The sequence below is a fragment of the Methylobacterium sp. GXS13 genome (assembly GCF_001455965.1).
GTDB lineage: Bacteria > Pseudomonadota > Alphaproteobacteria > Rhizobiales > Beijerinckiaceae > Methylobacterium.
Map to the genome: position 1 here is coordinate 1 of NZ_LKKO01000061.1, position 12,117 is coordinate 12,117.

12 protein-coding genes are annotated in these 12,117 nt (G+C 69.7%); 4 read left to right on the forward strand and 8 right to left on the reverse strand.

Going from position 1 to position 12,117, the window contains the following annotated elements:
* From ftsZ to murB, 5 genes are all read right to left on the reverse strand, one after another.
* Window positions 1–1,296 (reverse strand): cell division protein FtsZ (gene ftsZ / locus AO398_RS21190; protein ID WP_058194176.1); only part of this gene is annotated, 1,296 nt, incomplete at its 3' end.
* 92 nt (window positions 1,297–1,388) lie between these two features.
* Window positions 1,389–2,711 carry a cell division protein FtsA gene (gene ftsA / locus AO398_RS21195; protein ID WP_058194200.1) on the reverse strand — a complete coding sequence of 441 codons (1,323 nt, stop codon included), beginning with the start codon at window positions 2,709–2,711 and terminating at the stop codon, window positions 1,389–1,391.
* A gap of 52 nt (window positions 2,712–2,763) precedes the next feature.
* Window positions 2,764–3,720, reverse strand: a complete 957-nt coding sequence (locus AO398_RS21200) for a cell division protein FtsQ/DivIB (RefSeq protein ID WP_058194177.1) — start codon at window positions 3,718–3,720, stop codon at window positions 2,764–2,766.
* Entirely contained in the window at window positions 3,687–4,610 is a 924-nt protein-coding gene (locus AO398_RS21205; protein ID WP_058194178.1) for a D-alanine--D-alanine ligase, read from the reverse strand. The genes AO398_RS21200 and AO398_RS21205 overlap by 34 nt, the downstream gene beginning before the upstream one ends.
* A gap of 113 nt (window positions 4,611–4,723) precedes the next feature.
* Entirely contained in the window at window positions 4,724–5,650 is a 927-nt protein-coding gene (gene murB, locus AO398_RS21210) for a UDP-N-acetylmuramate dehydrogenase (protein WP_058194179.1), read from the reverse strand.
* A 120-nt stretch (window positions 5,651–5,770) separates the two neighbouring features.
* Here murB and AO398_RS21215 point away from each other — a divergent pair, with 120 nt between their 5' ends.
* Genes AO398_RS21215 through AO398_RS29480 form a run of 3 tightly spaced genes read left to right on the forward strand, consistent with a single transcriptional unit; the run spans window position 5,771 to window position 6,371 of the window.
* Window positions 5,771–5,977: a cytotoxic translational repressor of toxin-antitoxin stability system gene (locus AO398_RS21215; RefSeq protein WP_058194201.1), complete on the forward strand. Its 207-nt coding sequence runs from the start codon at window positions 5,771–5,773 to the stop codon at window positions 5,975–5,977.
* Window positions 5,978–6,029: 52 nt separating this feature from the next.
* Window positions 6,030–6,200: a hypothetical protein gene (locus AO398_RS29475; RefSeq protein ID WP_244498840.1), complete on the forward strand. Its 171-nt coding sequence runs from the start codon at window positions 6,030–6,032 to the stop codon at window positions 6,198–6,200.
* 15 nt (window positions 6,201–6,215) lie between these two features.
* Window positions 6,216–6,371, forward strand: coding sequence for a hypothetical protein (locus AO398_RS29480; RefSeq protein ID WP_244498841.1), 156 nt, complete (start codon window positions 6,216–6,218; stop codon window positions 6,369–6,371).
* Window positions 6,372–6,387: 16 nt separating this feature from the next.
* On the opposite strand, the gene murC is transcribed toward AO398_RS29480, so the two are convergent.
* The 3 genes from murC to AO398_RS21235 form a co-directional block, all read right to left on the reverse strand.
* Entirely contained in the window at window positions 6,388–7,794 is a 1,407-nt protein-coding gene (murC, locus tag AO398_RS21225) for a UDP-N-acetylmuramate--L-alanine ligase (protein WP_058194180.1), read from the reverse strand.
* A 152-nt stretch (window positions 7,795–7,946) separates the two neighbouring features.
* On the reverse strand, window positions 7,947–9,056 hold the full coding sequence (gene murG / locus AO398_RS21230; RefSeq protein ID WP_058194181.1) for an undecaprenyldiphospho-muramoylpentapeptide beta-N-acetylglucosaminyltransferase: 1,110 nt from the start codon (window positions 9,054–9,056) through the stop codon (window positions 7,947–7,949).
* Window positions 9,053–10,219 carry a putative peptidoglycan glycosyltransferase FtsW gene (locus AO398_RS21235; RefSeq protein WP_058194182.1) on the reverse strand — a complete coding sequence of 389 codons (1,167 nt, stop codon included), beginning with the start codon at window positions 10,217–10,219 and terminating at the stop codon, window positions 9,053–9,055. The genes murG and AO398_RS21235 overlap by 4 nt, the downstream gene beginning before the upstream one ends.
* A 283-nt stretch (window positions 10,220–10,502) precedes the next feature.
* Here AO398_RS21235 and AO398_RS21240 point away from each other — a divergent pair, with 283 nt between their 5' ends.
* The gene (locus AO398_RS21240) at window positions 10,503–11,978 is read left to right on the forward strand and encodes a PAS domain-containing methyl-accepting chemotaxis protein (RefSeq protein ID WP_058194202.1); all 1,476 of its coding nucleotides are present in this window, start codon (window positions 10,503–10,505) and stop codon (window positions 11,976–11,978) included.
* Window positions 11,979–12,117 lie beyond the last annotated feature (139 nt).

The window sequence follows — 12,117 nt, forward strand, 5'->3', positions numbered from 1 at the left end:
GAAATGCGGCGCCTTCTCGGCCTGCTGCTGGGCGGGGGCCGGGACGAACGGCGCGGCGGCGCGCGGCTGGGCCGGGGCGAGGTGGACCTCGTCACGAGCGACCGGCGCGGGCGCCTCGAACCGGGTCTCGGTCCGGGCCTCGGGGGCCGGACGCGGGGCGGCCGGCGCCAAGGTCTGTGCGGGAGCCTGGGCGATCGAGTCCGTGCGGATGCTCGGAACCGGCGAAGACGCGCGGGCCCGGGCCTCGGCCCGCAGGCGCTCGGCCACCTCGGCGATGCGCTGCTCGGTCTCGGCGATGGCCGGGTTGTTGGTCGAGTTGGCCGAGATCAGCAGCGGCTCGATACCGGTGGCGACCACCGACACGCGGATGATGCCGTCGAGGCTCTCGTCGAAGGTGGCGCCCAGGATGATGTTGGCGTCCTGATCGACCTCCTCGCGGATGCGGGTGGCGGCCTCGTCGAGCTCGTACAGGGTCAGGTCGGAGCCGCCGGTGATCGAGATCAGCAGGCCGCGGGCGCCCTTCATGGAGACGTCGTCGAGGAGCGGGTTGGCGATGGCGGCTTCGGCGGCGCGGTTGGCGCGCTTCTCGCCCGACGCCTCGCCGGTGCCCATCATGGCCTTGCCCATGCCGCGCATGATCGCCCGGACGTCGGCGAAGTCGAGGTTGATCAGGCCTTCCTTGACCATCAGGTCGGTGATGCAGGCGACGCCCGAGTAGAGCACCTGGTCGGCCATCGCGAAGGCGTCGGCGAAGGTGGTCTTCTCGTTCGCGACCCGGAACAGGTTCTGGTTCGGGATCACGATCAGGGTGTCGACCGCGGCCTGCAGCTCCTGGATGCCGGACTCGGCGGTGCGCATGCGGCGCACGCCCTCGAACTGGAACGGCTTCGTGACGACGCCGACCGTCAGGATACCCATGTCGCGGGCAGTGCGGGCGATGACCGGCGCGGCGCCGGGCCCGGTGCCGCCGCCCATGCCGGCGGTGATGAAGCACATGTGGGCGCCCGAGAGCTGGTCCCGGATCTCGTCGATCACCTCGTCGGCGGCAGCGGAACCGACCTCCGGGTGGGAGCCGGCGCCGAGGCCCTGGGTGACACCCAGGCCCATCTGGATCACCCGCTCCGCCTTCGAGGAAGTGAGCGCCTGCGCATCGGTGTTGGCGACCACGAACTCGCAGCCGAGCAGGCCCGACTCGATCATGTTGTTGACTGCGTTGCCGCCTGCGCCGCCGACACCGAAGACGGTGATGCGGGGCTTGAGTTCCCGGATGTCCGGCGCCTGGAGGGTAATGGCCATGGTGTCGAGCCTCTCGCTTACTCTGCTTTCCGTGCGGCGCTGCGGCGCCGATCTTTTTTCGATCCCCTGCCGGTGAGGGCGGGGGTGAAACCTTAGAAGCTGTCCCGGATCCAGCGCCCGACCCGGCTGATGTACCGGTCCGATCCCGTGGCCGCGAAGGCGCCGTGCCCCCGCGGTTCGAAGTGCTCGGCGTGGGCCACCTGCGGGTAGACCAGCAGGCCGACGGCGGCCGAGAAGGCCGGTCCCTTGGCCGCCTCGGGCAGGCCGCGGATCCCGAGCGCCCGGGCGCTCCGGACCTGGCCCTGGAGGACCCGCCGGGCGACCTCCGGCAGGCCGACGAGCTGGCTGGCGCCGCCCGTCAGCACCACCCGGCGGCCCGCCTGGGCGGCAAAGCCCGCGTCGCGCAGACGGTCGCGCACCAGCTCGACCACCTCCTCGACCCGCGGCTTGATGATCCGCACCAGCTGCGAGCGCGGGATGTGGGCCGGGGCCTCGCCCTCGTCCTCGCCGACCCCGTGTACGGCGATCATGTCGCGATCGTCGGACGGGGTGGAGAGGGCCGAGCCGTAGAGGGTCTTCAGCCGCTCGGCCGCGGCCATGCGGGTGGAGAGGCCCCGGGCGATGTCCATGGTCACGTGGTGGCCGCCGACCGCCACCGCGTCGACGTGGACGAGGTGGCCGCCCGAGAACACCCCGACGCTGGTCGTGCCGCCGCCCATGTCGACGACGCAGACACCCATCTCGGCCTCGTCATCCACCAGGGCCGAGAGCCCGGCGGCGTAGGGCGTGGCGATCACCGCCTCGACCCCGAGATGGCAATGCTCCACCGCCAGCATGACGTTGCGGGCGGCGGCGAGCTCGCTGGTGACGACGTGCAGGTCGACCCCGAGGGCCTCGCCGATCATGCCCGACGGATCGATGACCGCACCCTGGCCGTCCAGCGCGTAGCCGGTCGGCAGCGCGTGCATCACGGCCCGGCCGGGGCTGACGCCGTGGGCGCTCGCCGTCTCCAGCACCCGCTCGACATCGCTGCCGGTGACGGTGCCGGAGCGAACGTTCACTCGCGCCTGGAAATGCTGCGATGCGAGGCGGCCGCCGGACATGTTGACGATGACCGACTGGACCTCGACCTTGGCCATCCGTTCGGCGGCGTGCACCGCCTGCCGGATTGCGCCCTCGGCGGCAGCGAGATCGACGATCGCACCACCCTTCAGCCCCAGCGAGCGCTGGTGGCCGATGCCGATGATCCGGGCGAGGTGCGTCCGGCCGCGCAGGGTCGAGAGCGCCTCGGCGGGCTGCAGCTCGGCGATAAGGCAGACGACCTTGCTGGTGCCGATGTCGAGCACCGAGAGGGTGGTCGAGCGTCGGGCCGAGAGCGGCTTCAGTCGCGGCGTGAGGCCGTGTTGGCTGTGCATTGACACTACCGGACGCAGAAGACGGGACGGGCGGAGATCGCGGTTGAGGGCATCAGCTGGCCGCGCCCTTCTTCTTCGCCTTCTGGGCTTCCGCACGGGCGGCGGCGGCCTCCTCGGTCAGGCGCACCACCACGCGGTCGGGCATGCGCAGATCCACCGCGATGATGTCCTTCTCGAGCAGGCCGGCGTCGCGCTCGAACCGGACGAGGCGGGCGAGCGCCGCGGCCGGCTCGTTCTCGGGGAGGCGCACATCGACGCCGTCGAGCTTGAGGGTCCAGCGCCGGCCGGAGACGTAGGTCCCGGCCTTGATCCGCTCGGAGAGCGGCCCGGCGGCGGCGATGAGAGCGAGGTATTCCGGAAGCTTGTTGTTGGCGTCGTCGCCGACGACCAGCGGAAGGCTGGCGTAGCGGTCGTCCCGCATGGCGTCGATGACGGTACCGTCGGCTGCGATCACGTTGATCTCACCATTCTTCTGCCAGAGGGCGGCGGGCTCGCGCTCGACCTGGGTGATGGCGATCTCGTTCGGGTAGATCTTGCGGACCGAAGCCTGGGCGATCAGCGGCACGCGCAGCAGCTTCTCGCGCACCTCGACGACGTCCAGGAACGGGACCGAGGAGCGCCAGTCGATCCCGGCGGCGGCGAGCACCTCACGCTCGTACATCCGCGAGATGCCCGAGATGGTCACGCGCTCGACACCGAAGCCGAGGACCCGGGCGGCGATATCGAGGGGCCGGCCCTGCTCCGCCACGAAGGACTCGTAGCGCCCGCTTGCCACGAAGCCGGCGAGCGCCACGGCGGCGAGAGATACAGAGACGCCCACAGTGCCGACGCCCCGCGGCAAACGCTCGGTCAGCTGCTGGCCCTTGCGGGCCCGGCGCACCGAGAGAGAGCGGGCCGGGGCGCGTCCGGTCAGCCGGTTCAGCGCGGCGCCGACAAGGCGCGCGGGAAGGCTGCGACCGGCAGCGTCACCGCCGCTCAGCGATTCAGAGAAGCGTCCTCCACCATCCATCGGACGAGCTCACCGAAACCAAGGCCCGCATGGGCCGCCATCTCAGGCACAAGGCTCGTCTGGGTCATGCCGGGTTGCGTGTTGACCTCCAGAACCACGAGCAAACCGGTTCCACCCGGTGTGTCGTCGTAGCGAAGGTCGGCACGGCTGACGCCCCGGCAGCCCAGTGCTTGATGCGCCGTTAACGACAACTCTTGGACACGCTGGTAAACATTTGGTTTAAGTTCGGCCGGCAGCACGTGGACCGAGCCCCCCGGGGCGTACTTCGCGTCGTAGTCGTACCACTCCCCCGTGGAGGCCTTGACCTCAATCACCCCGAGGGCCTTGTCGCCCATCACCCCGCAGGTGAGCTCGCGACCGGCTATGTAAGGTTCTGCAAGGACTTGCTCGCCGAACGTCCACTCTTCCGAGGCGAGGATCTGGGGTGGGTGCGACCGGCCGTCGCGCACGATGATGACCCCCATCGAGGAGCCCTCGGCGATCGGCTTGACCACGTAGGGCGGCGGCAGGGGGTGGTTTTTTGCGGCCTCGAACCGGTTAACGATCCGACCCTCGGGCACGTCGACGCCGGCGGCGCGCATCACCGTCTTCGCCCGCTCCTTGTTCATGGCCAGCGCCGAGGCGAGCACGCCGGAATGGGTGTAGGGAATCTTCAGGATCTCCAGCAGGCCCTGGATCGTGCCGTCCTCGCCGTCCGGGCCGTGCAGGGCATTGAAGGCCACGTCCGGTCGCAGGGCGGTGAGCACGGAGGCGATGTCGGCGCCGACATCGACCCGGGTGACCCGGTACCCCTCCCCTTCGAGCGCCGCGGCGCAGGCCGCGCCGGAGCTGAGCGAGACCTCGCGCTCGGCGGAGGTGCCGCCCAGGAGGACGGCGACGTGCTTGGACATGGTGGGCTCCTCGGAAAGGTCAGTCTCGAACGGGGACGTAGGCGGAGACGGTGCCGCCGGCCGGCTCGATCATCACCGCGTCGCGCATGATCCGTTCCCTTCGCGCCTCGATCTCAGGTCTCGATCGCAGGCACGCCGATCCGCCGGATCTCCCAGCGCAGCGCGATCCCGCTGGTCTCCCACACCCGGCGCCGGACCTCCTCGCCCAGCCCCTCGATGTCGGCGGCGGTGGCGCCGCCGGTGTTGATCAGGAAGTTGCAATGCATCGGCGAGACCTGGGCACCACCCCGGGTCAGGCCCCGGCAGCCGGCGGCGTCGATCAGCTGCCAGGCCTTGCCGCCCTCCGGGTTGGCGAAGGTCGAGCCGCCGGTACGCTCGCGGATCGGCTGCGCGGCCTCGCGGGCGGCGGTCACACGCTCCATCTCGGCCTCGATCGCGGCGCGGTCGCCAGGCTTTCCGCGAAACAGGGCGCGGGTGAAGATCACGTCCTCGGGCGCATCGGAATGGCGGTAGGAGAACCCCATATCGGCGTGGCCGAAACGGCGCAGCGCGCCGGTCCGGTCGATGCCATGGGCCTCGACCAGCACGTCCGTGGTCTCGCCGCCATGGGCGCCGGCGTTCATGCGGAGGGCGCCGCCGATCGAGCCCGGGATGCCCCGATAGAAGGCGAGCCCGTCGAGCCCGGCCTCGGCCGCCGCCTTAGCGAGGCGCATATCCGGCACGGCGGTACCGACTTGTAGCGTCTCGCCATCGATCGCAATGCTGCCGAACGCCTTGCCGCCGAGCCGGATGACCACGCCCGGTACCCCACCATCGCGGACGATCAGGTTCGAGCCGAGGCCGATCGCCGTGACCGGCACGTCCGGCTCCAAGGCGGCGAGCAGGAGCGCGAGATCCTCCTCGTCGGCCGGGGTGAACAGAACCTCGGCCGGGCCGCCGACCCGGAACCAGGTGAGTTCGGCCAGCGGCTGATCGGCGATCAGGCGCCCGCGCACGGTCGGCGCGGCGGCGCGGATTCGGTCGTGAAGCGATGCGGTCATGCTAAGCTTTGCACCGGATCAACCGGCTCGCTTGAGGGAATCAGGGCGGGATGGCCAAGGATACCGGCAGAAGCCTGGTCTTCGCCCGTGCGGCAGCCCGCAGCCCGCAGCCTGAGCCGGATGCCGAGGCCGACCAAAGACCTGATCCGCCAGAAGCTGGGTCTCGACGCACAAGATCCGGACAGCCTCGCCAACAACGTGAAGGCGCTCCGGGGCGCGGGAGATCGCTACCGTTTGCGGGTTGGTGATTGGCGCGCGGTCTTCAAGATCGAGGCCGATCGGATCATTGTCCATGCCGTCGGCCCACGCGGCTGGATCTACGGCTAGGATAGCGCCCGTAACCATCGTCAGAACCCGGACGCCCTCCGGAGAGGCCATCGTGATCCTGCCGGAGGTGGAATTCGAGCGGCTGCGCGAGTTGGCGGAGGATACGCTCGACACGCGCGTCATCGAGGGGTTGCAGAGGCACTTGAACGCCGGCGTCGAAGAACTCCTGGACGAGGCCGATCTCGATGCCTTGCGCGCGGCACCGAGCCTCCTGGCGTTCTGAAGCGCCAGGCGGGGGATGACGGTGGCCGCACCGGCGCGCGACAGCGCAGTGCCCGAGGGGCAACTCACCACGCTGGAAACGGGCGCGGGCACGGCCGATCCCGCCGTCTATGAACGGCTTGCACGGGCGCTCGACATCGCCGTCGAGGACCTCGTGCCGGACTCGGTCTGATCGACGCCCATCCCGCTCACTTCCCCCGCGCGGCGAGTTCGCTCGGCAGCGCGTAAGCCCATTGCGTGATCGTGCCGGCGCCCAGGCACACGACGTAGTCGGTGGGCTTGGCGAGTTCGGCGACGATTCCCGCCAGCTCCTCGGGGCGCTCCAGGGGACGGGCGTCGCGGTGGCCGCGGGAGCGCAGGCCCGACACCAGGGCGTCCCGATCGATCCCTTCGATCGGCGCCTCGCCGGCCGTGTAGACCGGGGCGACGATCACCGTGTCGGCATCGTTGAAGCAGGTGCAGAAATCGTCGAACAGCGACGCGAGCCGGGTGTAGCGGTGCGGCTGCACCACCGCGATGACGTTGCCGTCGGTCGAGGCGCGGGCGGCCTTGAGCACCGCCTTGATCTCCACCGGATGGTGTCCGTAATCGTCGAAGATCGTCGCCCCGTTCCACTCGCCGGTGCGGGTGAAGCGGCGCTTGACCCCGCCGAAGCCCGCCAGGGCCCGGCGGATCGCGTCGTGCGAGACGCCGAGCTCGTTGGCGACGGCGAGCGCTGCGGTGGCGTTGAGCGCGTTGTGCTTGCCCGGCATCGGCAGGACGAGATCTTCCATCTCCATGCGGAAGCCCGGGCGCCGGTCGCGGATCATCACGCGGAACCGGCTCTGGCCGCCCTTCAGGTCCACGTCGAGCAGGCGCACGTCGGCCTGGGGGTTCTCGCCGTAAGTGATGATGCGCCGGTCCTCGATATGCCCGACCATGTCCTGCACCACCGGGTGGTCGGTGCACATCACCGCGAAGCCGTAGAACGGGATGTTGTCGATGAAGCGCCGGAACGCGTCCTTCACCGCATCGAACGAGCCGAAATGGTCGAGATGCTCGGGATCGATGTTGGTGACGATGGCGACGTCGGCGGGCAGCTTGAGGAAGGTACCGTCGGATTCGTCGGCCTCCACCACCATCCAGTCGCCCTCGCCCATTCGGGCGTTGGTGCCGTAGGCGTTGATGATGCCGCCGTTGATTACCGTCGGGTCGAGGTTGCCGGCGTCGAGCAGAGTGGCCACCAGCGAGGTCGTGGTGGTCTTGCCGTGGGTGCCCGCGATCGCGACGCAGGACTTGAAGCGCATCAGCTCGGCCAGCATCTCGGCGCGGCGGACCACCGGCAGGCGACGCTCGCGGGCGGCCTGAAGCTCCGGGTTGTCCCGACGGATCGCCGTCGAGACCACCACCAGGGCGGCCGCGTCGACGTTCTCGGCCTTGTGGCCGACGAAGGTGCGGATACCGTTCTCGGCCAGCCGGCGAACATTGGCGTTGTCCGAGGCGTCGGAGCCCTGGACCGTATAGCCGAGGTTGCTCATCACCTCGGCGATGCCGGACATGCCGATGCCGCCGATGCCGATGAAATGGATGGGGCCGAGCTTGTCGGGCAGCTTCATCTGTCGTCGTACCTTCCGTAAAGTCATGGTTTCAAAAGGTCCGGGACCTTTTGCGGGTGCAGGGCGGCGCCCTGCATCGGGCTTCGCCGTGCCCCATCAGGGCTCCGCCCTGACAACCCGCCAAAGGGCTGAGCCCTTTGGAAACCCGATTGCTAACCGCTTCTGGCCGTCGCGATGACGACCTCGGCCAGCCGCTCGGCGGCGTCGTGGATGCCCGCGCTTCTGGCCGCATCGGCCGCCGCGGTCAATTTTGCCGGCGTCGCGAAGCAGGCGACCAGCTCGGCGGCGAGGCGATCCGGGGTGAAGTCGGCTTGCTTGAGGGCCAGCGCCGCGCCGATCGCCTCGAGGGTCGCGGCGTTGGCGGCCTGGTCCTGGTCGAGGGAGCCGGGCAGCGGCACCAGGATCGACGGCCGGCCGATCGCCGACAGCTCCGAGACCGTCGAGGCGCCCGAGCGCGAGACCACGAGGTGGCTCGCGGCCATGCGGGCCGGCAGGTCCTTGAAGAACGGCGCCGCCTCGAGCCCGGCGAGCCCCAAGGCGAGGTAGCGGTTCTGGACCGCCGTCAGGTCTTCGGGCCGGACCTGCTGGACGAGGTGCAGGCGCGACCGCAAGGGAGCGGGCAGGCGCTCGATCGCCTCGGGCACGACCTCACCCATGACCCGGGCGCCCTGGCTTCCGCCGAACACCAGGAGACGAAGGGTGTCGCCGTCTCGAAACGCGGGATACGGAACCTTGGCCGCCTCGATCACTGCGGGGCGGAGCGGGTTGCCGGTGTGGATCCGGGTCGCGCGCGCCTTGTCGGGCACGCCGCGGACATCCTTGAAGCCGGTGGCGATGGTCCGGGCGCCGCGCGCCAGGAAGGCGTTGGCCCGGCCCATCACGGCATTCTGCTCGTGCAGCACCGTCGGCACCCGCAGGATCTGGCCGGCGAGCACCGGCGGCACGGTCGGGTAGCCGCCGAAGCCGACGATGGCGGCCGGGTTGATCCGCCGGATCTCCTTGGCGGCGACGCCGAATCCGCGGCCCAACGTCAGCACGGCGCTCGCCCGCTTCAGCGGCGACCGGCCGGACGGCGTCGCCGAGGCGATGGTGACCACCTCGGAGGCCGGAAACTCGCTCGCGATCGCGTCGACCCGGGCATCGGTGGCGAGCGCCACCCCGAGGCCGCGGGCCCGCAGGGCGTGGGCGAGGCTCTCGGCCGGGAACAGGTGGCCGCCGGTCCCGCCGGCGCAGAGGAGGATCGTGGGGGTGAAGACGGTCACCGCATCACTCCGGCGACGGTCGCCGAGGCGGTGCCGGGCGGCTTCTGACTGAGGAGGACGGTGCGCGGGCGCTTGCGGGTCAACGCAACCAGGAAGCCGGTACCGAGCGCCAGCGAGATCATCGACGAACCGCCGAAGGAGACGAACGGGAGGGTCATGCCCTTCGCCGGCATCAGCTGCGTGTTCACCGCCATGTTGATGCAGGCCTGGAGTCCGAACAGAGTGGTCAGGCCGGTAATCGCCAGGCGGGAGAAGGTATCATCGGTGCGGCGGGCGAGCTTGAGGCCGCGCAGCACGATGAAGGCGAACAGGCCCACGAGGCAGAGGCAGACGATCACGCCGAACTCCTCGCCGGTGACGGAGAAGATGAAGTCGGTATGTGCGTCCGGAAGGTGCCGCTTGGCCACCCCCTCCCCCGGGCCGGTGCCGAACCAGCCGCCCGAGCGGAACGATTCCCGGGACCAGAAATCCTGGAAGCCGCCGCCGGAATCGCGGTCGAGGAACTTGTTGAAGCGCTCGCGGACGTGATGGAAGAACAGGTAGGCCGCGAACACGCCGCCAAGACCGAGGACGCCGAGCAGCGCCACCCAGATCAGGTGCAGCCCAGCGACGAAGAACAGCGCGCACCACACCATGGTGATCAGCATGGTCTGGCCGAAATCCGGCTGGAGCAGCAGCGGCACGATGGTGACCGGCAGGAGTAGCATCGCCAGGAAGCCGCCCGGCATGTCACGCCGCTGCGCGCCCTCCGAGAAGGCCCAGGCGGCCACGACCACGAAGGCCGGCTTGACGAATTCGGACGGTTGCAGACCGATCGGACCGAACTGGATCCAGCGATGCGCGCCCTTGATCTCCGGGCCGAACTTGCCCGCGAGCAGGCAGAGCGTGACGCCGCAGACCCAGGTGACGAGCGCCAGCCGCCGCACCCCGCGCAGCGACAGGAACGACACCGCGCAGATCAGCAGGATGGTCGGCGCCAGGTACAGCGCCTGCCGGTTGAGGAAGTAGAAGGTCGGCAGGCCGATGCGCTCGGCCACCGGCGTGCCGCCGCCCATCAGGAAGACCAGGCCGGCCACCATCAGCGCAAACAGCGCCGCGAGCAGCCCGCGGTCCACCGTCCACCACCAATCGGTGAGGGGTGTGCGTTCCGCGCGTGAGATCATGCTGGGCAACGACTCCAGGCCGCGCGGAGTCCGGTCCGCGTGGGTCAGGCCGATCCTGTGGGGGAATGGTAAACGGAGCCTTATGGCCGGCCGAGGCGCGCCATCCGGCGGATCGGGCTCGTGGAGGGAATTACCGTATTCGTCGGATCTGTACTGGGGCTGGCGTCATCGAATGTTAATTCCCTGCATGCAACTCTGGCGTGCATCCCCACCTGGATCGGAAAGCGGCGTGTCGAGCGCGCCGCTTTGCCAGGCCCGGTCCGCACAGCAGAAGCCGACCCTCATGTTCGCTGCTTTGAATGCCCGTGAAGCGCGCGCCAAGCTGGCTGCCCTCGACCGTGTTCAGGGAATGATCGAATTCGATCTCGACGGGCGTATCCTGTCGGCGAACGCCAATTTCCTCGATGCGGTCGGCTACACCCTGCCGGAGGTGGTCGGTCAGCATCACAGCCTGTTCGTCGAGCCGGCCTACCGGGACTCGCCGGACTACCGGGCGTTCTGGGAGCGCCTGCGTGCCGGGGCGTTCGAGACCGGTCAGTTCCGGCGGGTCGGTCGCGGCGGCCGCCCGATCTGGATTGAGGCGTCCTACAATCCGATGCTCGATGTCCGCGGCCGCCCCTACAAGGTGGTGAAGTTCGCCACCGACATCACCCGGCAGCGCACCGAGGAGGCCGACCGCGCCGGCCAGATCGCGGCGATCCACAAGGTGCAGGCGGTGATCGCCTTCGACCTCGACGGCGTGGTGATCGAGGCCAACGACAACTTCCTGTCCGTGATGGGCTATGGCCGCGACGAGGTCGTGGGGCAGCACCACGGCCTGTTCGTCGAGCCCGCCTACCGGGACAGCGAAGCCTACCGGGCATTCTGGGCGGCGCTGCGGAACGGCACCTACCAGGCCGCGCAGTTCCGGCGCCTCGGCAAGAACGGGCGCGAGGTCTGGATCCAGGCCTCCTACAACCCGATCCTCGACGCCGCCGGCCGGCCCTACAAGGTGGTGAAATTCGCCACCGACATCACCGAGCAGGTCCGGCTGCTCGCCGACCTGCGGACGCTGATCGACAGAAACTTCGGCGCGATCGAGCACGCCGTCCTGCATTCCACCAATGCCGCCCGGCTGGCCTCAACGGCTGCGGATTCGACCTCCGGCAATGTCCAGACCGTGGCGGCGGCGGCCGAGGAACTCGCCGCCTCCGTCGCCGAAATGTCCCAGAGCATCGTGCGCTCGCAGGGCGCCACCGACACCGCCTATGCCTGCGTGCGGGAGGCTGACGGCCACACCAAGCGGCTCGCCGACAGCGCGACGGCGATGTCCAGCATCGTCGGCCTGATCCAGAGCATCGCCGGCCAGATCAATTTGTTGGCCCTCAATGCCACGATCGAGGCGGCGCGTGCCGGCGAGGCCGGCCGGGGCTTCGCGGTGGTCGCCTCCGAGGTGAAGGCGCTCACGATCGAGGCGGCCCGGGCCACCGGGCAGATCAACGGCGAGATCGCCAGCGTACAGCAGGTCTCCCAGGAGGTGGTGGTGGCGCTCGGCTCGATCGGGGCGTCGGTCTCGGTGATGCGCGAGACCGTGGTCTCCACCGCGGCCGCTATCGAGGAGCAGAGCGCGGTGACCCGCGACCTCGCCGAGAGCATGCAGAGTGCCGCGGGGGCGGTGACGGCGATCACCGGTAATATCGGGGCGATCGCGCAAGCCGTGGCCGACGTCTCGGAGGCGGTGGCGACCACCCGCGACGCCGCCAAGGTTCTGGCGCGCTGATCGGCCCTAAACGGGTTTCCAAAGGGCTCAGCCCTTTGGCGGGGTTCGGGGGCAGAGCCCCCGATGCATCGGGCAAAGCCCGACAGCAGGGCTCCGGCCTGCACCCGCAAAAGGTCACGGACCTTTTGAAACCCTAACG

Bases quoted from the DNA above. Each gene is read 5' to 3' on its own strand.
- ftsA (WP_058194200.1), bottom strand. From the start codon at position 2,711: ATGCACAGCCAACACGGCCTCACGCCGCGACTGAAGCCGCTCTCGGCC.
- AO398_RS21200 (WP_058194177.1), bottom strand. From the start codon at position 3,720: ATGGATGGTGGAGGACGCTTCTCTGAATCGCTGAGCGGCGGTGACGCT.
- AO398_RS21205 (WP_058194178.1), bottom strand. From the start codon at position 4,610: ATGTCCAAGCACGTCGCCGTCCTCCTGGGCGGCACCTCCGCCGAGCGC.
- murB (WP_058194179.1), bottom strand. From the start codon at position 5,650: ATGACCGCATCGCTTCACGACCGAATCCGCGCCGCCGCGCCGACCGTG.
- AO398_RS21215 (WP_058194201.1), top strand. From the start codon at position 5,771: ATGCCGAGGCCGACCAAAGACCTGATCCGCCAGAAGCTGGGTCTCGAC.
- AO398_RS29480 (WP_244498841.1), top strand. From the start codon at position 6,216: ATGACGGTGGCCGCACCGGCGCGCGACAGCGCAGTGCCCGAGGGGCAA.
- murC (WP_058194180.1), bottom strand. From the start codon at position 7,794: ATGAAGCTGCCCGACAAGCTCGGCCCCATCCATTTCATCGGCATCGGC.
- AO398_RS21235 (WP_058194182.1), bottom strand. From the start codon at position 10,219: ATGATCTCACGCGCGGAACGCACACCCCTCACCGATTGGTGGTGGACG.
- AO398_RS21240 (WP_058194202.1), top strand. From the start codon at position 10,503: ATGTTCGCTGCTTTGAATGCCCGTGAAGCGCGCGCCAAGCTGGCTGCC.